Source organism: Streptomyces sp. PL-25 (assembly GCF_058344915.1).
Genome location: NZ_CP136997.1, coordinates 4,098,000 through 4,121,669, shown reverse-complemented (window position 1 = coordinate 4,121,669; position 23,670 = coordinate 4,098,000). Strand labels below are relative to the sequence as shown.

Genomic DNA, 23,670 nt, shown 5'->3' with positions numbered 1-23,670 from the left:
GGAGACACCGACGGGCCCCCACCCGCCCGCACCCCCGCGCCCCCGCGCGACCCCCGCGACGCACCCGCGCCCCACCCCGCCCCTGGAGGCACCGATGCACCGAGAAGCCGACCACCGGGTACCCGTCCTCATCGTCGGCGGCTCCCTGGTGGGCCTGTCCACCTCGCTCTTCCTGGGCCGCCTCGGCGTGCCCCACCTGCTCGTCGAACGGCACTCCGGCACCTCCCACCACCCCCGCGGCCGCGGCAACAACGTGCGCACCATGGAGCTGCTCCGCGCGGCCGGCGTCGAGGACGCCGTCAAGGACGCCGCCTCCCTGCTCGCCGGCAACCACGGCATCCTCCAGACCCCCACCCTCGTCGGCGACGCCGGCGAATGGCTGTTCAAGCACATCGACCCGGGCGGCGGCATGGCCCGCTTCAGCCCCACCGGCTGGTGCCTGTGCAGCCAGAACGACCTCGAACCCGTCCTCCTCGACAGCGCCCGCGCCCTCGGCGGCGACCTGCGCTACTCCCACGAGATGGAGACCTTCGAGCAGGACGCCGACGGAGTCACCGCCACCGTCCGCGACCGCGCCACCGACGAGCGGTACACCGTCCGCGCCGACTACCTCGTCGCCGCCGACGGCCCCCGCAGCCCCGTCCGCCGCCGCCTCGGCATCGGCCAGTCCGGACCCGGCGACCTGTTCGCCAACGTCAGCGTCACCTTCCGCTCCAAACTCCTCGCCGACGTCGTGGGCGACCGCCGCTTCATCTGCTGCTACCTCACCGATCCGGAGGCCGACGGGGCACTGCTCCCCGTCGACAACAAGGAGCACTGGGTCTTCCACGCCCCCTGGCACCCCGAGCGCGGCGAGAGCCTCGACGAGTTCACCGAGGAACGCCTCCAGCGGCACATCCGCCGCGCCATCGGCGCCCCCGACCTGGACGTCGAGATCACCGGCAAGGCGTCCTGGCGCGCCGCCGAACGCGTCGCCGACCGCTACACCGACGGACGCGTCCTGCTCGCCGGCGACTCCGTCCACGAGATGTCGCCCACCGGCGCCTTCGGCTCCAACACCGGCATCCAGGACGCCCACAACCTCGCCTGGAAACTCGCCGCCGTCCTCGGCGGCTGGGCGGGCCCCGGCCTCCTGGACACCTACGACACCGAGCGCCGCCCGGTCGCCACCGCCACCAGCGCCCGCGCCTCCGCCCGCTCCGTCGAGCACAGCCACCCCGGCTTCGCGCCCGCGCCCGGCATCGGCGGCGGCAAGCGCGGCGGCATCCTCAACGTCGTCCTCGGCTACCGCTACCTCCGGGGCGCCGTCATCGGCGCCGACCCCGGCCAGGACGTCGTGCCCGACGCGCTCCGCCTCACCGGCGAGCCCGGCACCCGCGCCCCCCACCTGTGGGTGCGGCGCGACGGCGAGCGCGTCTCCACCCTCGACCTGTACGAACGCTCCCTGGTCCTGCTCAGCGACGCCCGCTCCACCACCGACTGGCACACCGCGGCCCGCCGCGTCGCGGAGACCACCGGCATCCCCCTGGTCTCCTACCGCTTCGGCACCGACCTCACCACCGAAGCCCCGCCCGCCCCGGACACCCCGGCCCCCGACTGGGCCGCCGCCCACGGCACCACCCCCGACGGCGCGGTCCTCGTCCGCCCCGACGGCTTCGTCGCCTGGCGCACCCGGACCGCAGCCCCGGACTCGGCCCCGGAGGCAACCCTGCGCGAAACCCTGACGACCCTCCTGCGCACCCCCTGACCCACTCGCCCCGGCACACAGAAAAGGCCAGGTCAGACACTGTCTGACCTGGCCTTTCACCGAGCCCCCTGTCGGATTCGAACCGACGACCTACGCATTACAAGTGCGTTGCTCTGGCCAGCTGAGCTAAGGAGGCGTACCGGGTGGTGCCCGTGCAGTGTACCCAGGTCGCGGCGGGTGCCCGTCGAGAATTTCCGCGAAGTTCACACCCCTTCAAGTACTGACAGACCAGGTGAACGCCAGGTACCGTCCTGTGCCAGTTCACTCTTGTGGACCACGCGATCACCACAGCGGACGATCCTTCGGGCATCCGTCGTGGCAACCGCCTTCCTACTCGGATCGTCCGGCACGTTCCTGCCGGTAGAAGGGGGCCCATTCATCATGGCCACTGTGCAGTTCGACAAGGCGACCCGGATCTACCCGGGTTCCGAGAAGCCCGCCGTCGACGCTCTGGAGATCGACATCGCGGACGGCGAGTTCCTCGTCCTGGTCGGCCCGTCCGGTTGCGGCAAGTCCACCTCGCTGCGGATGCTCGCGGGCCTGGAGGACGTCAACGGCGGTGCGATCCGCATCGGCGACCGTGACGTCACGCACCTGCCGCCCAAGGACCGGGACATCGCCATGGTGTTCCAGAACTACGCGCTCTACCCGCACATGTCGGTCGCCGACAACATGGGCTTCGCGCTCAAGATCGCCGGTGTCAACAAGGCGGAGATCCGGCAGAAGGTCGAGGAGGCCGCGAAGATCCTCGACCTGAGCGAGTACCTGGACCGCAAGCCGAAGGCGCTCTCCGGTGGTCAGCGCCAGCGTGTGGCGATGGGCCGCGCGATCGTGCGTGAGCCGCAGGTGTTCCTCATGGACGAGCCGCTGTCCAACCTGGACGCCAAGCTCCGTGTGTCCACGCGTACGCAGATCGCCTCGCTCCAGCGCCGCCTGGGCATCACCACCGTCTACGTCACCCACGACCAGGTCGAGGCCATGACGATGGGCGACCGGGTCGCGGTGCTCAAGGACGGCCTGCTCCAGCAGGTGGACTCGCCGCGCAACATGTACGACAAGCCCGCGAACCTGTTCGTCGCCGGCTTCATCGGCTCCCCGGCCATGAACCTGGTCGAGGTGCCGATCACCGACGGCGGTGTGAAGTTCGGCAACAGCGTCGTCCCGGTCAACCGCGACGCGCTCAAGGCCGCCTCCGACAAGGGCGACAAGACCGTCACCGTGGGTGTGCGCCCCGAGCACTTCGACGTGGTCGAGCACAACGGCGGCGCGGCCGCCTCCCTGACCAAGGACAGCGCCGACGCCCCGGCCGGCCTCGCCGTCTCGGTGAACGTCGTCGAGGAGACCGGCGCCGACGGCTACATCTACGGCACCGTCGAGGTCGGCGGCGGGACGAAGGACCTGGTCGTCCGCGTCAGCAGCCGCTCGGTCCCGGAGAAGGGCGCCACCGTGCACGTCGTGCCGCGGGCGGGCGAGACCCACGTGTTCTCCACCTCCACCGGCGAGCGCCTGTCGGACTGACACCCGGCAGCCAGGCGCATGACGCTTACGGCTGAAACCCCGGGAATGATCCGGGTGATTCACCCGAGTTGACGAGAAGGGCCCCGCGAACTGCTGCGGGGCCCTTCTCGCTGTCTCCGGACCACCCTGACACACAGGACATTTCGAGCCGTGTGCGTCAACACACCACCAGAGAAAGGGCGGTACGCCGTCGCCCGAAGGGGTGACTAAATGTCGCCAAATCATCACCGGGCGCTACCCTCACTCGCGTGAAGCACTCCACCACGCCACCCAAGCGACGCGGCCGGGGCCCCGCCCGCCGGATCGGCCGCTCCCTCGCCCTCGTCCTGCCCGTCGTCCTGGTGCTCTCCGGGACCCTCGCGGTCACCCGAGTCAACTGGTCGGGGAACCCCTCGAACTCGGTGCTCACCGCGTCCGACATGTCCGCGCCCGGGGTCGCCGCCCCTCCCCGGGCCCCGCAGGACGTGCTCCGCGACCACCTGCTGACGGAGCTGCAGGAGAAGGATCCGGGCGTCGCGCTCACCCACCTCCAGCAGGCGGTCAACGACCGGCCCTCGCTGGCCGGGCACTGCGCCTCCATCGCCCGCACCCTCGGCCGGGCCGCCGTGCGCATCTACGGCCCCACGCGCGCCCAGGCCTTCTCCCGCCCCGTCTGCGACACCTCCTTCGCCTCCGGGGTCCTCGCGGCCCAGGGCTGAGCCGGGACCGGGTCACCAGCAGAGCCCGGCAGAGTCAGGGCCCGCGCCGGACGGGCGCCGTACAGCGGCGTACCGGTCACCGGCGCGGGCCGCCGCACGGCGGCACGTAGAGTTCCGGCATGACCCATCCGAATGCGGCGTCCCGCCCCACCCAAGCCGTGGTCCTGGCCGGTGGCCAGGGCTCCCGGCTGCGCCCCTACACCGACGACCGGCCCAAGCCGATGGTCGAGATCCCCGGTACGGGCACTCCGATCATCGGTCACCAGCTCGCCTGGCTGGCCGAGGAGGGCGTCACGGACGTGGTGATCTCCTGCGGTCACCTCGCCGAGGTGCTCCAGGAGTGGCTGGAGTCGGCGGAGCTGCCCGTCCGGGTGACCACGGTCGTCGAGCCGGAACCCCTCGGCCGCGGCGGCGGCCTCAAGTTCGCCGCCGCCCGCCTCCCGCACCCCGAGCGCGCCTGGTACGCCACCAACGGCGACATCTGGACCCGTTTCTCGCTGCGGGACATGGCGGACTTCCACACCGAGCGCGACGCGGTCGCGACCCTCGCGCTGGCCCGGCCGCGCATCCCGTGGGGCGCCGTGCAGACGGACGGCTTCGGGCACATCACGGACTTCATCGAGGCGCCGCCGTCGACCTTCGAGATCAACGCGGGCGTCTACGTCTTCTCCCCCGGCTTCGCCTCCCTGCTCCCCGAGCGCGGTGACCACGAGCGCAGCACCTTCCCGCGGCTGGCCCGGGAACTGCGGCTGGCCGGCTTCCCGATCCCGCAGGGCGCCTACTGGCGTGCCATCGACACCGCCAAGGACCTCACGGAGGCCGCCAAGGAGCTGGCCGCGCTGGGCCGATGACGCCCCGGCAGGACACCTGCTCCCCTTCCCCGTACGCAGCCGAAGGGCCCCGCACCACCATGGTGCGGGGCCCTTCGGGCCGTCACGGCCCGAGCTACCCGAGCTACCCGAGCAGGCCGCCCACCAGTCCGGGCTGGCCCGTGGAGGACGAGCTGCCGCCGCCGGAGCCGGAGGGCTGGGTGTCGCCGCCGCCGGAGCCGCCGGAGCCGGAGCCGCCGGAGGCCGAGCCGCCGGAGGTCGGGCCCGCGCTGGTGCTGGGCGCCTGCTGGACGGGGGCGGAGTGGCGCGGCGGGACGTGGCCGGTGGTGCCCTGGGTCTGGCTGGGCGCGCCGCCGGTGGCGGCTCCGCTGCCGCGGGTGGCGCCCGGGGTGGCCGCGGGGCCACCGGTCGGCCCGGCGGACGTGCCGCGGTGGCTGGGCGAGGTGGAGGCCGACGGGGAGCCGCTGTGTCCGGTGCCCGTGCCGGTGCCGGGGCGGCTGGGCAGTGGCGAGCCGGGCAGTTCGTTGCGCGGGGACTCGCCGGGGCCGGGCACGACGACCCGGTCGGCGTCGCGGACCGCGCCGCCGAGCAGCGCGCCCACGAGCAGGGTGAGCCCGGCGACGACCACGGTGATCAGGGCGCCGCGGCGCAGCACGTACCGGCGCAGGTCCCACAGGTCGGCGCGGGGGCCGAGGCGGCGCCAGGCGGACGCGGCGAGCCGGCCGTCCACGGAGTAGACGGGGGCACCGGCGATGATCAGCGGGGACCAGGCGGCCAGGTAGATGATGTCCGGGGTGTCGTAGACGGCGACGGTGCGCCAGCTGACGGTGACGACGATCGCGGCGGAGAGCAGCGCGCCGACCACCGCGGCGACCCGCTGCCAGCAGCCCAGGACCGTCAGGACGCCGACGATGACCTGGAGGAAGGCGATGGAGAGGCCGGAGCCGACCGGGTGCTGGAGGGCGAACTGGCGCAGCGGCTCGGCGACTTCCCAGGGGTGCAGGGAGGTGAGCCACTTGACCATGGAGCCGCGCTTGCCGCCGTCGAAGTAGAGCGGGTCGCACAGCTTGCCCATGCCGGCGTAGAGGGAGACGAACCCGAGGAAGATCCGCAGCGGGAGGAGGACCACGCCGAGGTTCATCCGGCGGCCCGGGTAGTAGGCGTGGCGGGCCGGGTCGTCGCCGTGCCGCCTGCCGCGGCGGCGGGTGCCGGGCGCGGTGGCGTCGCGGGTGGCGCCTTCGTCGTAGCCGTAGGCGCCGGTGTCGGCGGCGAGGCCGCCGCCGGGGTGGCCGTGGGGCGGTCCGGCGGCGCCCGCGGCGGGGCGGGTGCCGTACGCGGACTCGCTGTACTGCTCCTCGTAGGCGCTGCCCGAGCTGCGCATCTGCGGGAGCAGCCGGGTCTCGCCGGGCTCCGGGGAGCGCTGGGCGCCGACGACGGGGGTCTCGACGGTGCGGTCGAGGTCGTCGTAGCCGCCGTAGCCGGGGGCGGCGTCGACGCGCGGGATGACCTGGGTGGCTCCGGCGTCGGCGGACGGGTCCTCGGTGTAGCGGACGCTGCCGCTGCGCACGGCCTGGAGCAGCCGGTGGGCGCCGGTGTCGTCGGGGGCGGAGCGGCCGCTCCACACGAGCGGCCGGCGCGGGGCGGCCCGGCCCGCCGCCCCGGCGGCGGCGGGCACGCGCACGGCAGGGTCGGTGACGCTCGGGTGCCGGGCGAGGCGGGGGGACAGGGTGCGCCGCGACGCGGCGCCCAGCTGCACGCGGAAGCTCGCGTGAGTGACGATGACCTGCGCCGGATCGCTCGGCACCTTCACCATGCTCAGCGCGGGAGCGTCGTCGTAGCCCGACGAGCGGTCCCCCGTGGGTGTGCGGGGTGTTCTGGTGTCCACACTCATCTAACCGAGTGATGGGGTGTTAGGACACTGCCTTGACCCGTCGGATCTGTCCGGACCGCGTCAAGCTTGCCCCGAACGGACGGATATGCCCGGCCGGGTGAACATCCGCACGCGCGTACGAGCACAGGCCGGGCCGGGTCCGCGTGCCTGCCGCGTCCCGGCCGGGCCCCGCGCTCAGACGCGCCTGCGGGCCGCCTCGTAGAGGACGATCCCGGCCGCGACGCCCGCGTTCAGCGACTCGGCGCCGCCCGGCATCGGGATCCGCACCCGGATGTCGCAGGTCTCGCCGACGAGCCGGGACAGGCCCTTGCCCTCGCTGCCGACGACGATGACGACGGGACCCGCCAGGGCCTCCAGGTCACCGAGTTCGGCCTCGCCATCCGCGGCCAGGCCGACGACCGTGATGCCCGCCTTCTGGTAGGTCTCCAGGGCGCGGGTGAGGTTGGTGGCGCGGGCCACCGGCGTCCGGGCGGCGGTGCCCGCGGACGTCTTCCAGGCACCGGCGGTCATCCCGGCCGCGCGCCGCTCGGGGACGACCACGCCGTGCCCGGCGAAGGCCGAGACGGAGCGGACGACCGCGCCGAGGTTGCGCGGGTCGGTGACGCCGTCGAGGGCGACGATCAGCGGGTCCTCGCCCGCGTCCGCCGCGGCCTCGGCCAGGTCCTCGGGGTGGGCGTACTCGTACGGCGGGACCTGGAGGACCAGGCCCTGGTGGTTGAGCCCGTTGGTCATGCGGTCCAGCTCGGGGCGAGGCGCCTCCATGAGGTTGAGGCCGCCGCGCTCGGCCACGAGCTGGAGCGCCTCGCGGACCCGCTCGTCGTTGTCGATGAACTGCTGGACGTACAGCGTGGTCGCGGGCACGCCCTCGCGCAGCGCCTCGACGACCGGGTTGCGGCCGACGACCAGCTCCGAGGCGGAGCGGCCGCCGCGGCGCTGCGGCGGGCGGCCCTGGCTGCGGCGCACCTTCGCCTGGGCGGCGCGCTGCTTGGCGTGTCCCTTGCGCATCTCGGCGGGGGGCGTGGGGCCCTTGCCCTCCAGGCCGCGGCGCCGCTGGCCGCCGCTGCCGACCTGCGCGCCCTTCTTGCCGGACATGCGGCGGTTGTGAGCGGCCATGACCTACCTGTCTGTCGAAAGCGTCGTGCGTACGCCTGCCGCGTACGTCTCCTACGTCTATGAAGTGTGCCGCCCGGACGGCCGGACGGCACAACGGGGTCCCCGGCGGCCGGCGCGCGGCCGGGCGGACCGGGGGCGGATCAGCGCGGGCCGAGGCTCCAGCGCGGGCCCTGCGGGCTGTCCTCGATGACCAGTCCGGACTGGCCGAGCTGGTCGCGCAGGGCGTCAGCGGTGGCCCAGTCCTTGCGGGCGCGGGCCGCCTCGCGCTGGTCGAGGACCATCCGGACCAGGGTGTCGACGACGCCGTGCAGGTCCTCGCCGCTCTCGCCGTCGCCGGCCGCCCAGTGCTCGTCCAGCGGATCGAGGCCGAGGACGCCGAGCATGGCCCGCACCTCGGCGAGCCGGGCCACCGCGGCCTCCTTGTCGTCCGCGGCGAGCGCGCTGTTGCCCTGCCGGACCGTGGTGTGCACCACGGCCAGCGCCTGCGGGACGCCGAGGTCGTCGTCCATCGCCTCGGCGAAGGCGGGCGGCACCTCGGCGGACGGCTCCACCGGGCCCGTCTTCTCCACCACGCGCTGGATGAAGCCCTCGATCCGCGCGAACGCCGACTCGGCCTCGCGCAGGGCCTCCTCGCTGTACTCGATGGTCGAGCGGTAGTGCGGGGTGCCCAGGTAGTAGCGCAGGACGATCGGGCGCCACTGGCGGACCATCTCGGAGACCAGCACGGAGTTGCCCAGCGACTTGGACATCTTCTCGCCGGCCATGGTCACCCAGGCGTTGTGCACCCAGTACCGCGCGAATTCGTCGCCGTACGCCTTGGACTGGGCGATCTCGTTCTCGTGGTGCGGGAAGATCAGGTCCAGGCCGCCGCCGTGGATGTCGAAGGCGCTGCCCAGGTACTTGTGCGCCATGGCCGAGCACTCCAGGTGCCAGCCCGGACGGCCCTCGCCCCACGGCGTGGGCCAGGTCGGCTCGCCCGGCTTGGCCGCCTTCCACATCGCGAAGTCCCGCGGGTCGCGCTTGCCGGTCTCGCTGTCGGCGGCCGGCTGGCGCAGATTGTCCAGCTCCTGCCGGGACAGCTGGAGGTAGCCGGGGAAGGAACGCACGTCGAAGTAGACGTTGCCGTCGGCCGCGTAGGCGTGGCCGCGGTCGATGAGCGCGCGCATCATCTCGGTCATCTCCGGCACATGGCCGGTGGCGCGGGGCTCGTAGGTGGGCGGCAGGCAGCCCAGCGCGGTGTAACCGTCGTTGAACGCGCGCTCGTTGGCGTACCCGATGGACCACCAGGGGCGGTCCTGCTCCCGCGCCTTGACGATGATCTTGTCGTCGATGTCCGTGACGTTGCGGATGAACGTCACCTCGTAGCCGCGGTAGGCGAACCAGCGGCGCATGATGTCGAAGTTCAGACCCGACCGGATGTGCCCGATGTGCGGGGCGGCCTGCACGGTGGCACCACACAGGTAGATCGAGACACAACCCGGCTTGAGCGGGGTGAAGTCACGGATCTGCCGGGCGCTGGTGTCGTACAGGCGAATGGTCACCACTCCAGGGTAGTGGGCGAAGGGCAGTGCCTCGCGCCCGTTTCCCGCAAGGTCCGTGCTTTTGTGACCGAGGGGAGCGGTGACCCGGTCCGCGGGGGCGGCCCGTCAGATGCCGCCGACGACCTTGCGGGGCCGGATCCGGACGACCAGGCGCTCGGCGTCCTGGGCCGCGGACGGATTGAACTCCGCGTACTTCTTGCCGGTGTACTTCACCGACAGCTCGTCGATGAGGTCCTGGCCGCCCTCGGTGCTGATCTCGGCGGTGCCGCGGATCTCGGCGTACTCGTACGGCGAGGCGGGATCCTGGACGACGACGCTGACGCGGGCGTCGCGCCGCATGTTCCGCGCCTTGCGGCGGTCGGCGGTGGTGGAGATGACGACGTCGTCGCCGTCCCGCTTCGCCCAGACCGGCGACAGCTGCGGGCTGCCGTCGGGCTGGACGGTGCCGACGACGACGAAGACGGTGCCGTCGAGGAGGTTCTTGAGACGGGGGGACAGTTCGGCGGACATGGGGCACCCTCCGGGAGGCGGACCTTCGGTCACCGCCGGCACTGCGCGGCCGGGCGGTGACTCTCCGGGTACCCTCGCACGCGCTCAGCTCACCCGCACCACGAGCGCCGTGGCCACCGCGGTCAGCCCCTCGCCGCGGCCCGGGAAGCCGAGCCCGTCGGTGGTGGCCCCGGAGACGGAGACCGGGGCGCCGGCCGCCTCGGAGAGGACCCGCTGGGCCTCCGCGCGCCGCTTGCCGATCTTCGGGCGGTCGCCGACGACCTGCACGGCCACGTTCCCGATCCGGAAACCGGCCGCGCGGACGATGCGTGCCGCCTCCGTCAGCAGGGTGACGCCGGACGCGCCCGACCACTCGGGCCGGCCGGTGCCGAAGTGCTGGCCGAGGTCGCCGAGCCCGGCGGCCGAGAACAGCGCGTTGCACGCGGCGTGCGCGACGACGTCCGCGTCGGAGTGCCCGGCCAGGCCCGGCCCCTCGCCCTCCCACTTCAGGCCCGCGCACCACAGCTCGCGGCCGTCCTCGAAGGCGTGGATGTCGGTGCCGATGCCGACCTGGGGCAGCGGGGGGAGCGCGCCGTCCGCGGGGGCAGCGGGAGCGGCCGGGGCGGTCGCCGGGGAGGCCGCGCCGGTGTCCGGGGTGGCGGCCGGTGCGGTGTCCGGGAAGCCCGGGGCGATCTCGGGGGTGGTCTCAGAAGCCATCGGTGAGCCTCCTGCGGGCCAGGACCGCCTCGGCGAGCACGAGGTCGAGCGGGCGGGTGACCTTGAAGGCCTCCTCGTGTCCCGGGACGGCCACGACCGGCTCGCCGAGCTGCTCGACCATGCTCGCGTCGTCGGTGACGTTGTCGGTGACGGTCTCGTGGGCCCGGACCAGCGTCGCCCGGTCGAAGCCCTGCGGGGTCTGCACGGCCCGCAGCCGCGAGCGGTCCGGGGTCGCGAGGACCGGCTCGGGCGCGCCCGCCACGGCGGCCGGCTCGACCTCCTTGACGGTGTCCGCGAGCGGCAGGGCCGGTACGACGGCGGCGGCGCCCTCGCGTACGGCCTCGATCACCGCGTCCACCGTCTCCACGGGGACCAGCGGGCGGGCCGCGTCGTGCACGAGGACGACGTCGTGGCCGGGCGGCAGCGCGTCGAGCCCGAGCCGGACGGACTCCTGGCGGGACTCGCCGCCGGGCACCACGAGGAAGCGGGTCCGCTCGGGGAGCGCGTGGGCGTCGAGCAGCGAGGTGACCTCGCCCGCGCCGTCGGGCGGAGCGACCACGACGACGAGGGAGACGGCGCGGGAGGCGGCCATGGCGCGCACCGCGTGGACGAGCATCGGGGTGCCGTTCAGCGTGCGCAGCGCCTTGGGGGCACCCGGACCGAGACGCACGCCCCGGCCGGCGGCCGGGATCACGACGGCGACGGGGGCCCCTGGCCGGGCGCCCGCGGGCGAAGGACGCGAATCGTCAGACATCGGTTCCTGTCAGGTTTGTGTTCCGGCTCGGCGTGGGTATGGCCTCACCGTGCCGGGCGCGGCACGGCGGCCGGACCCTTCCGTGACCCCGGCCGAGCCGACTGCATGGGCCCGGCACACAGTATCGGGGGGATCTTCCTCTCGCAGGGCCGTCCGGGTTCCGGCGGAGCGCGTCGCCGCAGGCCGTCGCCCGTGGGCGGGCGCGAGGCACGGGTGCCGCGAGGCGCGGGTGCGGGGCGGGTGCGGCCGAAGGCGGACATGCGGACATGACGAAGCCGCAGCGCCCGGCGACCTCGGTCGCCCGATCGGGCACTGCGGCATGTCATTGATGCCACTGCACTTCACTGATGCCGCACACCGTGCTGAACCGAACAGTCGCGCAGTCGTGGGCGTCCGCCTGTGTCGGGGTGCCCCGCTCCGGTGATCCGGTTCCGGTCGTCGGTCGGGAAGCCCCGCGTCAGGACGCGAGAACCTCGTCGAGCAGAGCCTCTGCCTTGTCCTCGTTCGTGTTCTCCGCGAGCGCCAGCTCGCTCACCAGGATCTGGCGGGCCTTGGCGAGCATGCGCTTCTCACCGGCGGAGAGACCGCGCTCGCGCTCCCGGCGCCACAGGTCGCGCACAACCTCCGCGACCTTGATGACATCACCGGAGGCGAGCTTCTCCAGGTTTGCCTTGTAACGACGCGACCAGTTCGTGGGCTCCTCGGCGTACGGAGCGCGCAGCACCTCGAAGACCCGGTCCAGCCCGTCCTGACCGACCACATCACGCACGCCGACGAACTCCGCATTGTCCGCTGGCACACGTACCGTCAGGTCACCCTGGGCGACCTTCAGCACCAAGTAGGTCTTGTCCACGCCTTTGATCTGGCGAGTTTCGATAGCCTCGATCAGCGCGGCCCCGTGATGGGGATAGACCACGGTGTCGCCAACCTTGAACGTCATGTGACAGGTACCCCTTCCGTGGCTATCCAGGGTAACACGGATACGGCGTCTTCTGAATGGCGTTTTCGCAGGTCAGGGCATATCTCGGGGCTTGACAACAGCAACCGGAACGTGCTTCGGAAGGGGTGCGCGGGCCGGTCACGGGCAGGTATGCGCAGGTCGGAGGGGCTCTCCGCGCGGGGCGAAACGCGTACGTTACACACTTCCGCCCGTCCGTCCAAACGGTCGAACGTCCCGTTTTGTCGGGTTTCAGATGCGCGACTTCCGCTACTCCGTTCGGTGCGGGCGGGTCGCGGGAGGCACGAATCCGGAATTGATCACGGCCGGTGGGCAACGCCCGGCGCCGCCGGTGATCAATTTCGGCCGCGGCCGCGGATTACGGCACCGGAAAATCCAGGAAGATCGGGTACGGCGGGCCGCCGCCGCTAAGACCGCGCGTAAGAGGACGCGTAAGAGAGGGGCTTAGAGGGCGCTAACCACGGTCTAAGCCGGGTCTAAGCAGGGGGTATGCGTGAGGTATCCCGGGCGGGTAAGCGGGCGGGCGTATGGCGATGCGTATGACGGCTCGTATGACCGCGCCTATGGCTCTTTGGCGCCGCGTATGACGGTGCGCGTATGGCGGGCGTCACTTATGTGAATGGCGGGCGGCGGCGCGGCCGACACGGAGGGCGGGGCCGGGGGCGGTGGGCGCGGCAGGGGCCCGGACGGGGTGTGACGAGGCTCCCTCCGGGTGCCCCCGGCGGCCGTGCGGGAGCGGTGTCCGGGTGCCTCGGGAGGCACAGGGGGCGGGTCGGGTGCGGGGCCGTGGGAACGGCTCGGTAACCTAAGGCCGCTGACAGACGCTTAGGACGGCTTTATAAGGAAGTCGCCCTGTACCGCCCACGTTCAAGGAGTTGCCGCCGCCGTGAGCAGCAGCCTTCGACGCGGCGCCCTCGCCGCCGCCGCCATCGCGTTCTCGATCGCCTCGCTCGCCGCCTGCGGCGCCGGCAACAACGCCCAGACACTCGAGGTCAAGCCGGACAACGCGGCCACCAAGGTCGGGGACATCGAGGTCCAGAACGCGGTGATCATCACGCAGCCCGGTTCCCAGACCAAGGGCCCGGCCGTCGTCTCGATGACCCTCTTCAACAGCGGCACCACCCCGCAGACGCTGGACGCGATCCGCGTCGACGGCGGCGGCACCGCGCAGATCACCCCGGCCCAGGGCTCGGGCAAGCTGACCGTCCCGGCCCAGGGCTCGGTCGTCGTCGGCGGCAAGGGCAACGCCTCCGCCGCGCTGACCAACCCCGGCCCGGGGGTCAAGGACGGCAACGCGCAGAAGATCACCTTCACCTTCAGCAAGTCCGGTGACGTGAGCCTGCGCGCCTTCGTGGTCCCGGCCACGAGCTACTTCGACAAGTGGGGCCCGAGCAACATCCCGGCCGCGCCGGGCGCCCCGGCCACGGGCACCACGGGCACCACGGGCACCACGGGCAAGCCGAACTCCTCGAAGGACCCGAAGTCCTCCGAGTCGCCGAAGTCCTCGGACTCCTCGGACTCCTCGGGCAAGGGCGACAAGACCACGGGCTCGGACTCGGGCTCGGCCGACGGGTCGGGCGAGGCGGGCACGCCGGGCGGCTCGGACTCGTAAGAGCGGCGCGACGACGTACGCCGAAGGGCGGCGCCCTCTCCGTGAGGGTGCCGCCCTTCGGCATACCGGCCTGGCGCCTGGCCGCCGTCCACGGGCCCGCGGACCGCCGACTGCCGACTACGGACCGCGGACCGCGGACCGCTGCGTCGGCCTACGGCTCGAACTTGTAGCCGAGGCCGCGGACCGTCACCAGGTAGCGCGGGGCGCCCGGGTCCGGCTCGATCTTGGCGCGCAGCCGCTTGACGTGCACGTCGAGCGTCTTGGTGTCGCCCACGTAGTCGGCGCCCCAGACCCGGTCGATGAGCTGCATCCGGGTGAGCACCCGGCCGGCGTTGCGCAGCAGCATCTCCAGCAGGTCGAACTCCTTGAGCGGCAGGTCGACCTTGGAGCCGGAGACGGTGACGACGTGCCGGTCCACGTCCATGCGGACCGGACCCGCCTCCAGGGCCGCCGGGGTGACCTCCTCCGGCTCGCCGCGCCGGCGCAGCACCGCGCGGATCCGGGCGACCAGCTCCCGGGAGGAGAAGGGCTTGGTCACGTAGTCGTCGGCCCCTATCTCCAGGCCGACGACCTTGTCGATCTCGCTGTCCTTGGCGGTCACCATGATCACCGGGACGTTGGAGCGGCCGCGCAGCTGGCGGCACACCTCCGTACCGGGCAGCCCCGGCAGCATCAGGTCGAGGAGGACGAGGTCGGCGCCGTTGCGCTCGAACTCGTCGAGCCCGTCGGGCCCGGTGGCCGCCACGGCGACCTCGAAGCCCTCTTTGCGGAGCATGTACGACAGGGCGTCGGAGAAGGACTCCTCGTCCTCGACGACGAGCACTCGGGTCACGGAAGGACCTCCGGGGCGGGAAGCGGTTCGTACGGTGATGTCTGGGACGACGACGCCTGCGTCCGCGATGACGGAGGCGCCGGGGATGAGGCCGGGGACGAGGTGGTGCCGGTGCCGGGCCGGAACCCGGGACGGGGCTCGGACGGGGACGCGGACGCGAGGTCGGTGCCGGGGCCGGCTTCGGGCCCGGTCTCCTCGTCGAGGTCGGGGTGCTGGTGCGCGCGGTCCCGGTCGCGGGCCTCGCGGGCCGCTGCCGCCTCGGGCAGCCGCAGGGTGAAGGTGGAACCCTGTCCCTCGGCGCTCCACACCGTGACCTCCCCGCCGTGCGAGGCGACCACGTGCTTCACGATGGCGAGGCCGAGGCCGGTCCCGCCGGTGGCACGCGAGCGGGCCGGGTCCACACGGTAGAAACGCTCGAAGATGCGCTCCTTGTCCTTGTCGGAGATGCCGATGCCCTGGTCGGTGACGGCGATCTCGATGAGATCCCCGCCCGGCACGGTGATCCGGCGGGCGGCGATGCCCACGCGGGTGCGGGCCGGGGAGTAGTTGACGGCGTTCTCGACGAGGTTGCCGAGCGCCGCGGCGAGCTGGCCGCGGTTGCCCCAGACTCTGAGGTCCGCGGTGCCCCCGGTGGCCATGGTGATCTGCTTGGTGCCGGCCTGGTGGCGGCACCGGTCGATGGCCTCGGCGACGAGTTCGTCGACGCGCACCGGCTCGGCGTCCTCCAGCGGGTCGTCGTTCTGCACCCGGGAGAGGTCGATCAGCTCCTGCACCAGGTTGGTCAGCCGGGTCGCCTCGATCTGCATGCGTCCGGCGAAGCGCTCCACCGCCTCCGGGTCGTCCGAGGCGTCCATGACGGCCTCGGAGAGCAGGGAGAGAGCGCCGACGGGTGTCTTCAGCTCATGGCTGACGTTCGCCACGAAGTCACGCCGTACGGCTTCGATCCGGCGCGCCTCGGTCAGGTCCTCGACGAGCAGCAGCACCAGCCGCGAGCCCAGCGGCGCGACGCGCGCGGAGACCGCCAGGGCCTCGCCGCGTCCGGTGCCGCGCCGCGGCAGGTCCAGTTCGACCTGCCGTATCTCCCCGTCCCGGCGGGTGTCCCGGGCCATCTGGAGCATGGGCTCCACGGCGAGCTTGCCGCCGCGGACCAGCCCGAGGGCGTACGCGGCGGAGCTGGCCTTGACGACGGCGTCGGCCTCGTCGAGGACGACGGCGGAGGAGCGCAGCACGGAGAGGACCGTGTCCACACCGGGCGGCAGCACCGCGTCGGTGTGCAGCGAAGTACGCGTCGGACGCTTCTGCTCCCGTTCACTGAAGCGGAACGCCAGCACGGCGATGACGCCGGTGAGCACTCCGGCGATCGCTGATGCTGCGGCGACCGCCGCGTTCACGTCCATGCGACCAGGTTAGGCATGACGGACGACGTGCCCCCACCCGTCCGGGTGCGACCTCGAACACTCGTCGCCCAGAGTTCACCTTGGAGCCAGCGACGGTTCACTTGAGGTGACGGAAACGGACGCGTACGGGCCGGACCGTGGGAGCGTGGGGTTCGCACCGCCGGTCGTCACACGGGACGGGCCGGGCGCCGCCGGCCGGACGCCGACGGCGGACCGCCGCCCCTGCACCCCCTTGCCAACCCCGACGAACACGCACGAGAGGGAACGAAGATGCGGGACGCGTACCACGAGGAACTGGACTCGATCGGCGACGGACTGGTGGAGATGGCCCGGCTGGTCGGGTCGGCCATCGGACGCGCCACGACCGCCATCCTCGACGCCGATCTGAAGCTGGCCGAGAGCGTGATCGAGGCCGACCAGAAGGTCGACGAGCTCCAGCACGACCTGGAGGCACGGGCCATCGCCCTGCTGGCCCGGCAGCAGCCGGTGGCGACGGATCTGCGGATCGTCGTCACCTCGCTGCGGATGTCGGCGGACCTGGAGCGCTCGGGCGACCTGGCCCAGCACGTGGCCAAGCTGGCCCGGCTGCGCTTCCCGGAGCGCGGGGTCCCCCAGGACCTGCACGCCACCATCCTGGAGATGGGCCAGCTCGCCCAGCGCCTGATGGCGAAGGCCGCCGAGGTGATCGTCACCAAGGACGTCGACCTGGCCCTCCAGCTGGAGCAGGACGACGACGAGATGGACCTGCTGCACCGCACGCTCTTCCAGCACCTGATCGACGACCGCTGGAAGCACGGCATCGAGACGGCCGTGGACGTCACCCTGCTCGGCCGCTACTACGAGCGCTACGCCGACCACGCCGTGGCGGTGGCCAAGCGGGTGGTCTACCTGGTCACGGGCGAGCACGCCGACGAGCTCCAGCAGGACGTCACGTCGGTGCCGAAGGTCGACGGGGCCTGAGGAGCGGCGGGGCCTGAGGGGCGGCGGGTACGGCCGGGACAGCGGCGGCACGCGGGACAGCGGGGTGAGGTACCGCGTCGGGAACGAGCCACCGTGCGCCGTTGATGCGCCCAGCGCAGCGGGCATGGAATGGGCGAAGGCACCAGCCTGAAGGAGGGACCCATGTCCGAATCCCCCAGCACCGCGCCCGACCCGACCCGGAGCCGCGAGACCGAGCAGCCCGTCGCCGAGCCACGGAGCCTTCCGCTCCTCGCCGCCTGCGGGTGCGGCTCGGGCTGCGGCTGCGGCTGCCAGTCGGGCGGCCCCTGCCAGTGCGGCTGACAGGACACCGGCGCGGGCCCCGGCGGACGACGCCGGGGCCCCGCGCCATGGATCTGGTGACTTTGGATCTGTTACTCACTTTGGAGTGACGTCCTGCGGCGCGGACCGGCCGGAGGGACCCCGCGCCGCAGGCAGCCCACCGGCACGGGACCTCCGCCACCTGCTTGGGCGCTACAGCCGAGAGTCACAGAAACGTGGCCAATCGGTAACAGGGCGCGCGTATCGCGTCGATCTCCCCGCAAACCGGACAAGGGTGTGGGTCGCGCGGCCACCCGGCCGCCGTACCGTCCCACCTCGCACCAGCAGGGAGAACCTGTGTCCGTGTCCGTCTCCGCTCCCCTCTCCTCGACCTCCCGCCGGCTGACCGCGACCGCCGCGGCGGCCGGTGCCCTGCTCGCGGTGGCCGCGCTGCCCGCCGCCGCGGCCGACCACCCCGCGCACGCGCACCGCCAGGGCGTGGTGATCAGCGACGTCCACCTCGCCGACCCGCACCAGACCCGGGGCCACCGCTCCGAGCGGGTGCTGAACACGGAGTGGGTGGAGATCACCAACAACACCCGCCGCGACGTCAACCTCGACGGGTGGACCCTGTCCGACCAGCACGGGCACACCTACACGTTCCGCCACTACCGCCTCGACGGCCGCGCCACGGTCCGCGTCCACACCGGTCACGGCCACGACACCCGCCGCGACCTCTACCAGGACCGCCGCACCTCGGTCTGGGACCGCCGCGACACCGCGACCCTCCGCAACGACCACCGCCGCTCCGTCGACTCCCTCAGCTGGGACGACACCCACCGCGGCCCCCGCCCCGGCCACCACCACCGCTGACCGGCGGCCCCGGCCCCCCGCTCGCGGCGTACCGCGGGCAGGGGGCTCGCGCATGTCCGGTGTCCGGTGTCCGGTGTCCGGGGCCCGGGGCCCGGGGCCCGGGGCCCGCGGCCCGCGGCGGGGCGGCCTCCCGAACCGATCCGGAATCGAGAAGCGCGCCCGCCGGGGCCGCGGCTACGGTGACGACGGAGCCGACGACGGACGCGGGCGCGGCAGGCACGGCGCACAGAAGGAACAGAGGGAGACGCGATGAACAGCACGGTCACGAGGACGGACGACGGCGCCACCGGTGACCGTGGGCCCGCGATATCCGCGATGCCCGTACCGCACACCGCGGACCGGCACGATCTGATCCGGGTGCACGGCGCGCGCGAGAACAACCTCAAGGACGTGAGCGTAGAGATCCCCAAGCGACGGCTGACGGTGTTCACCGGGGTGTCCGGCTCGGGCAAGAGCAGCCTGGTGTTCGGCACGATCGCCGCCGAGTCGCAGCGGCTGATCAACGAGACGTACAGCACCTTCGTGCAGGGCTTCATGCCGTCCCTGGCCCGGCCCGAGGTCGACGTACTCGACGGGCTGACCACCGCGATCGTCGTCGACCAGCAGCGGATGGGCGCCGACCCGCGCTCCACGGTCGGCACCGCCACCGACGCCAACGCGATGCTGCGCATCCTCTTCAGCAGGCTCGCGCGCCCGCACCTCGGCTCCCCGAAGGCGTACTCCTTCAACGTCGCCTCGATCAGCGGCGCGGGCGCGGTCACCGTCCAGCGCGGCGGACAGACCGTGAAGGAGCGCCGCAGCTTCAGCGTCACCGGCGGGATGTGCCCACGCTGCGAGGGCCGGGGCACGGTCTCCGACCTGGACCCCGCCCAGCTCTACGACGAGACGAAGTCGCTCTCCGAGGGTGCGCTCACCGTCCCCGGCTACAAGGCGGGCGGCTGGAACCACCGGCTCTACAGCGAGTCCGGCCTCTACGACCCCGCCAAGCCGATCCGCGAGTTCACCGCGGCCGAACTGCACGACTTCCTGCACCGCGAGCCGACCAGGATGAAGATCGCGGGCATCAACATGACGTACGAGGGCCTGATCCCGCGGATCCGCAAGTCGATGCTGGCCAAGGACCGGGAGGGGATGCAGCCGCACATCCGGGAGTTCGTGGACCGCGCGGTCGCCTTCACCGCCTGCCCCGAGTGCGCGGGCACCCGGCTCAGCGAGGCGGCCCGCTCCTCGCGGATCGGCGAGGTGAGCATCGCGGACGCGTGCGCGATGCAGATCAGCGACCTCGCGGACTGGGTGCGGGGCCTGGACGAGCCGACGGTGGCGCCGCTGCTGACCGCGCTCCAGGGCACCCTGGACTCGTTCGTGGAGATCGGCCTCGGCTACCTCTCCCTGGACCGCCCGGCGGGCACGCTCTCCGGCGGCGAGGCGCAGCGCGTCAAGATGATCCGCCACCTGGGCTCCTCGCTCACCGATGTCACGTACGTCTTCGACGAGCCCACCACCGGTCTGCACCCGCACGACATCCAGCGCATGAACAACCTGCTGCTGCGGCTGCGCGACAAGGGCAACACGGTGCTGGTCGTCGAGCACAAGCCGGAGGTCATCGCGATCGCCGACCATGTGGTGGACCTCGGTCCCGGCGCGGGCACGGCGGGCGGGGCGGTCTGCTTCGAGGGCACGGTGGAGGGGCTGCGCTCCGCCGGCACCGTCACCGGCCGCCACCTGGACGACCGGGCCGCCCTGAAGAAGAGCGTGCGCGAGCCCACCGGCACCCTCCCGATCCGCGGCGCGAGCGCGCACAACCTGCGCGAGGTCGACGTGGACGTGCCGCTCGGCGTGCTCTGCGTGGTCACCGGGGTCGCGGGATCCGGCAAGAGCTCACTCGTACACGGTTCGATCCCGGCCGGGGCGGGCGTGGTCTCCGTCGACCAGAGCCCGATCCGCGGCTCGCGGCGCAGCAACCCGGCGACGTACACCGGGCTCCTCGACCCGATCCGCAAGGCGTTCGCCAAGGCCAACGGCGTCAAGGCCGCCCTGTTCAGCGCGAATTCGGAGGGCGCCTGCCCCACCTGCAAGGGGGCCGGTGTCATCTACACCGACCTCGCCGTGATGGCCCAGGTCGCCACCGTCTGCGAGGAGTGCGAGGGCAAGCGGTTCGAGGCGTCCGTCCTCGACCACCACCTCGGCGGCCGCGACATCAGCGAGGTGCTGGCCATGCCGGTCGAGGAGGCCGAGCAGTTCTTCGCCACGGGCGAGGCCCGCACCCCGGCCGCGCACCGCATCCTCCGGCGCATGTCCGAGGTCGGCCTCGGCTACCTCACCCTCGGCCAGCCCCTCACCACCCTCTCCGGCGGCGAACGCCAGCGCCTCAAGCTCGCCACCCACATGGCCGACAAGGGCGGCGTCTACGTCCTCGACGAACCGACCGCCGGCCTCCACCTCGCCGACGTCACCCAACTCCTCGTCCTCCTCGACCGCCTCGTCGACTCCGGCAAGTCCGTCATCGTCGTCGAACACCACCAGGCCGTCATGGCCCACGCCGACTGGCTCATCGACCTCGGCCCCGGCGCGGGCCACGACGGCGGCCGAGTGGTCTTCGAGGGAACCCCGGCGGAGCTGGTGGCCGCGCGGTCGACGGTGACGGGGGAGCATCTGGCGGAGTATGTGGGGGCCTGAGTGGTCCTGGCGGTGGAGGAGGCGGCATGAACGACGCCGAGAGGAGAGGTGACGGCGAACTCATCGCCGCCATCCGCGACTTCACCCAGGCGAACGAACTGCCGCCGCCCGCACCGACCGAGGCGGCCGAGGAACTCGAAGCGGCCCTCGGGCACCCCATGCCGCCGCTCCTGCGCAGGCTCTACTGCGAGGTCGCCAACGGCGGCTTCGGCGTCGACGGCAGCGTGGTCTCCCTCACCGACGCCGGCTGGTACTTCAGCGACGAGGCGTCACTCCTCGACATCTACCGCCTCCGTTCGACGCCGACGCCGACATCCACGGACCATTTCCCCCTGCCCCTCCACATCGTCCCCCTTGCGACCCTGGGCTGCGCGATCTGGTGGTACGTCGATCTCCGCAGCCCCGAAGGCCAGATGTGGGGCTGGGACCCGCACCCTCTCTGCGAGCGGCACCGCCTGTTCAAGGAACGCTTCACCGTCGCCGAATGGCTGACCGACTGGCTGTCGGGCAACCGCACCTTCCCCCGATCCCCCGACCATCCCGACTGCCCGGACTGCACCAGCCTCCGCAGCCACTGAACGAGCCCGTTGTCAGAGCCCGCGACCGCTGCCGCCGCCGCCCGGATCGTTTGGGGCAGATCACCCTGAGGCTCGCTGGTGTCGTGCGCTCGGAGGTCGGTCGCCCCATGGCGTCGGCCAGCGGAGAGACGGTGAGCGACAAGCGGAACGTCATGCGTCCGCTTGCGGATACCAGGAAGGCGAATCCGCACTTTTCGCACGGTGCGCTTTCGTACGGTGCTCAGACACATAGCGGCGCCCTGGAACTGCTTGCCGACGTGGACGCCGACAGAGGAAGAACCTCGTATGTTCCGTGTGTACGAGCCCCGGAAGGGTGATCTATGCCGTGCGCGTGTCGACGGTCGCCCCTCGGAACGCATGATCTACGAGCTGTACCGGGACGAGAACGCCTTCCGGAAACATGAGTCGAAGGACCACATCCGCCACTTCCTCGCCGAGCGGGACCAGTATCTCTCCGCCACGGAGCCCGAGCGTGGACGCAGAGCGAGCAGCGGTGCGAGGTGGTTGATGATGCGGCCGGCTCACAGACTTCGAGACTCCGAACAGTGGAGCGAGCTGACGGAGCAGCACGTTCAGCCGCCAGCAAGCCGCAACCAGCAGAACACGATCCTCCAGAGGCAGGCCCCCGGCCGGCCTCGACGAACCGTGTCCGCTCCCTCGCGACGCAGCGCGGTCACCAGCTTGCCGAAGCAGCGCGGGTTCAGCCCCGTGAACGGGCCTCTCCAGGACGGCTGACGCCGTGATCACACCAGCCACGAGAGGATCGTGCCACCACGTTGCGAACCGCCCGACTCGGAGGCATCCATGGATAAGGACTTAGCCAGTCGTCTAGAAGAGACGGCAAATCGTTTCGTGATCGCCCTGCGCATGAACGAGGGGTTCGATGAGCAGGCGCTCCTACAGCTACAGGAGGAGATTGATCGCTGCGGGAGAGCTTGGAGGAATGAAACTCACATACCGAAGCGTGCGGCGTTGATCCTCGCCGAACTCTCTCCGGCCATCGAGGCTTGCGCCTGGCTGCACGAAGGGGGCACGCGTCAGCGGATCCAGGAAGCGGGACTGGCGGTGTCCGAGTCGGTGGTCATTGCTCTGGACTGAGCGCTTCTCCCGGCGCCCGGCGGCCCAGCCTTCGGTAAGCCCTGGAGCGAAGGGGTGCACACCGTCGCCACAGCAGGCGCTGGAAAGAAACCCGATGTTGCGGGGCAACTCTTCAAACCGTGGAGCCGACTGCCCCAGACACGACGTCCCCCTTCTCTGGCATCAGCCGACTGATCGCTGCGGGCCCGGCACCGGTACCAGCCGGACTGGGTCAGGGACGGAGACAGGAGCGCAGGCCCCCGGCCCGGGGCCGGGCGCGCGAGAAGCGGAGCGAGCCGCCTTGAGCCCGTAAAGAAGGTGGCAACGCAGTCGGTCACTCAGAGCCTAAGATCTTGACGCCGGGCGCGCACAGGGGAAGTTCGCTGCTTTGGAACGGCCAGCTTCATGTCCCCCGTACAACTCACCGGCGCCCCCGTCGGCCCGGCCAGCGACGTCTTCGCCCTCGGCGCGGTCCTGGCCTATACCGCCACCGGCGCGGGCCCGTTCGACACAGGCAGCGCACAGCCCTGCACTACCGCACCGAGCACCAGCACCCCGAGCTCCGCGCCCTCCCGCCCGAGCTGCGCGGCATCGTGGCCGCCGACGCCTACGTCCTCGCGTACCAGCTCCCCGCCACCTGACCGAAGGGGACGGCACGCAGACAGACGAAAGCCGCCTGCTCGCGGACGGCGGTTCCGTGGGCAGGCGGCTGCAGAGCAGGGGGACTACTTCTTCTTGCCCTGGGTCTTGCCGGGGATCTTGGGAACCTGCGTTTTCGCTGCTCAGAGGCGGGGGGAATCGTGCGCCTGGTGGTCGTCGTTGGTCGTCATTGGCCACTGCCGAGCGGCCTCGGACGGCCCGGGAACGGCCCAGCATGCCGCCCTCGACTGACGGCCGATGCCCTCGACGCGCCCTGTGAGCGTAAGTTGACGACAGTCAACTGCGGCGGCGAGCGCGCCATCGATCACTCGCGCGATGAAGCGCACGAGGGTGGGCTAGGCCCGCCCCCATTACGCTGCCCCCGGATGTACCCATGTCGTTGGAAGCAGTGAACCTGTTCCCGTGCCGTGTCGCCTGAGGCATACTCATCGTGGAGTTAATGGACTCTTTTGGAGTTAAGGATCGGGGCG

Annotated in this window: 20 protein-coding genes, 1 tRNA gene and 1 pseudogene; 11 read left to right on the top strand and 11 right to left on the bottom strand. The window is 72.1% G+C overall.

The annotated features are described in order from the left end of the window. The first annotated feature begins 94 nt into the window (after positions 1-94). Positions 95-1,747: an FAD-dependent oxidoreductase gene (locus tag R4Z62_RS18640; RefSeq protein ID WP_064533822.1), complete on the top strand. Its 1,653-nt coding sequence runs from the start codon at positions 95-97 to the stop codon at positions 1,745-1,747. A gap of 62 nt (positions 1,748-1,809) precedes the next feature. Here R4Z62_RS18640 and R4Z62_RS18635 read toward each other — a convergent pair. Further along, positions 1,810-1,883, bottom strand: a tRNA-Thr gene (locus tag R4Z62_RS18635). A 245-nt stretch (positions 1,884-2,128) separates the two neighbouring features. Here R4Z62_RS18635 and msiK point away from each other — a divergent pair. The 3 genes from msiK to R4Z62_RS18620 all read left to right on the top strand — a co-directional run bounded on the left by msiK (position 2,129) and on the right by R4Z62_RS18620 (position 4,814). Continuing rightward, positions 2,129-3,265 carry a diacetylchitobiose ABC transporter ATP-binding protein MsiK gene (gene msiK / locus R4Z62_RS18630; protein WP_064533823.1) on the top strand — a complete coding sequence of 379 codons (1,137 nt, stop codon included), beginning with the start codon at positions 2,129-2,131 and terminating at the stop codon, positions 3,263-3,265. 248 nt (positions 3,266-3,513) lie between these two features. Then, positions 3,514-3,963, top strand: a complete 450-nt coding sequence (locus tag R4Z62_RS18625) for a hypothetical protein (RefSeq protein ID WP_064533824.1) — start codon at positions 3,514-3,516, stop codon at positions 3,961-3,963. 119 nt (positions 3,964-4,082) lie between these two features. Continuing rightward, entirely contained in the window at positions 4,083-4,814 is a 732-nt protein-coding gene (locus R4Z62_RS18620; protein ID WP_064533825.1) for a nucleotidyltransferase family protein, read from the top strand. A gap of 103 nt (positions 4,815-4,917) precedes the next feature. On the opposite strand, the gene R4Z62_RS18615 is transcribed toward R4Z62_RS18620, so the two are convergent. From R4Z62_RS18615 to R4Z62_RS18585, 7 genes are all read right to left on the bottom strand, one after another. Next, complete coding sequence (locus tag R4Z62_RS18615; RefSeq protein ID WP_355479384.1) at positions 4,918-6,684, bottom strand: DoxX family protein; 1,767 nt, start codon at positions 6,682-6,684, stop codon at positions 4,918-4,920. A gap of 174 nt (positions 6,685-6,858) precedes the next feature. After that, positions 6,859-7,797: a 23S rRNA (guanosine(2251)-2'-O)-methyltransferase RlmB gene (gene rlmB, locus R4Z62_RS18610; protein WP_355479386.1), complete on the bottom strand. Its 939-nt coding sequence runs from the start codon at positions 7,795-7,797 to the stop codon at positions 6,859-6,861. Positions 7,798-7,937: 140 nt separating this feature from the next. Next, entirely contained in the window at positions 7,938-9,338 is a 1,401-nt protein-coding gene (gene cysS, locus R4Z62_RS18605; protein WP_385499738.1) for a cysteine--tRNA ligase, read from the bottom strand. Between the two features lie 105 nt (positions 9,339-9,443). Beyond that, positions 9,444-9,848, bottom strand: coding sequence for a PPOX class F420-dependent oxidoreductase (locus tag R4Z62_RS18600; protein WP_018568739.1), 405 nt, complete (start codon positions 9,846-9,848; stop codon positions 9,444-9,446). An 84-nt stretch (positions 9,849-9,932) separates the two neighbouring features. Further along, entirely contained in the window at positions 9,933-10,544 is a 612-nt protein-coding gene (ispF, locus tag R4Z62_RS18595; protein ID WP_237305366.1) for a 2-C-methyl-D-erythritol 2,4-cyclodiphosphate synthase, read from the bottom strand. Continuing rightward, positions 10,534-11,298, bottom strand: a complete 765-nt coding sequence (gene ispD / locus R4Z62_RS18590; RefSeq protein ID WP_064533829.1) for a 2-C-methyl-D-erythritol 4-phosphate cytidylyltransferase — start codon at positions 11,296-11,298, stop codon at positions 10,534-10,536. The genes ispF and ispD overlap by 11 nt, the downstream gene beginning before the upstream one ends. A gap of 457 nt (positions 11,299-11,755) precedes the next feature. After that, positions 11,756-12,238 (bottom strand): CarD family transcriptional regulator, encoded by a 483-nt coding sequence (locus R4Z62_RS18585; protein ID WP_003953493.1) that lies wholly within the window; start codon positions 12,236-12,238, stop codon positions 11,756-11,758. Positions 12,239-13,142: 904 nt separating this feature from the next. Here R4Z62_RS18585 and R4Z62_RS18580 point away from each other — a divergent pair. After that, on the top strand, positions 13,143-13,868 hold the full coding sequence (locus R4Z62_RS18580; protein ID WP_491520387.1) for a copper chaperone PCu(A)C domain-containing protein: 726 nt from the start codon (positions 13,143-13,145) through the stop codon (positions 13,866-13,868). A gap of 151 nt (positions 13,869-14,019) precedes the next feature. Here R4Z62_RS18580 and phoP read toward each other — a convergent pair whose 3' ends face one another. Then, positions 14,020-14,691, bottom strand: a complete 672-nt coding sequence (gene phoP, locus R4Z62_RS18575) for a two-component system response regulator PhoP (RefSeq protein WP_018568744.1) — start codon at positions 14,689-14,691, stop codon at positions 14,020-14,022. A 5-nt stretch (positions 14,692-14,696) separates the two neighbouring features. Next, entirely contained in the window at positions 14,697-16,097 is a 1,401-nt protein-coding gene (gene phoR, locus R4Z62_RS18570) for a two-component system sensor histidine kinase PhoR (protein WP_064533831.1), read from the bottom strand. A gap of 270 nt (positions 16,098-16,367) precedes the next feature. Between phoR and phoU the strand changes: the two genes are divergently transcribed. The 5 genes from phoU (at position 16,368) to R4Z62_RS18545 (ending at position 21,463) form a co-directional block, all read left to right on the top strand. Next, positions 16,368-17,057: a phosphate signaling complex protein PhoU gene (phoU, locus tag R4Z62_RS18565; RefSeq protein WP_018568746.1), complete on the top strand. Its 690-nt coding sequence runs from the start codon at positions 16,368-16,370 to the stop codon at positions 17,055-17,057. A 162-nt stretch (positions 17,058-17,219) separates the two neighbouring features. Further along, positions 17,220-17,378 carry a hypothetical protein gene (locus R4Z62_RS18560; protein ID WP_173860845.1) on the top strand — a complete coding sequence of 53 codons (159 nt, stop codon included), beginning with the start codon at positions 17,220-17,222 and terminating at the stop codon, positions 17,376-17,378. Positions 17,379-17,693: 315 nt separating this feature from the next. After that, positions 17,694-18,209, top strand: coding sequence for a lamin tail domain-containing protein (locus tag R4Z62_RS18555; protein ID WP_491520386.1), 516 nt, complete (start codon positions 17,694-17,696; stop codon positions 18,207-18,209). Between the two features lie 315 nt (positions 18,210-18,524). After that, positions 18,525-20,885 carry an ATP-binding cassette domain-containing protein gene (locus tag R4Z62_RS18550; protein ID WP_491521893.1) on the top strand — a complete coding sequence of 787 codons (2,361 nt, stop codon included), beginning with the start codon at positions 18,525-18,527 and terminating at the stop codon, positions 20,883-20,885. Positions 20,886-20,911: 26 nt separating this feature from the next. Beyond that, complete coding sequence (locus R4Z62_RS18545) at positions 20,912-21,463, top strand: SMI1/KNR4 family protein (RefSeq protein WP_491520385.1); 552 nt, start codon at positions 20,912-20,914, stop codon at positions 21,461-21,463. A 470-nt stretch (positions 21,464-21,933) separates the two neighbouring features. Here R4Z62_RS18545 and R4Z62_RS18540 read toward each other — a convergent pair. Then, positions 21,934-22,219 (bottom strand): annotated as a pseudogene (locus R4Z62_RS18540) (helix-turn-helix domain-containing protein); the annotation flags it as partial. 48 nt (positions 22,220-22,267) lie between these two features. Here R4Z62_RS18540 and R4Z62_RS18535 point away from each other — a divergent pair. After that, positions 22,268-22,561 (top strand): hypothetical protein, encoded by a 294-nt coding sequence (locus tag R4Z62_RS18535; protein WP_491520384.1) that lies wholly within the window; start codon positions 22,268-22,270, stop codon positions 22,559-22,561. The last annotated feature ends 1,109 nt before the right edge of the window (positions 22,562-23,670 follow it).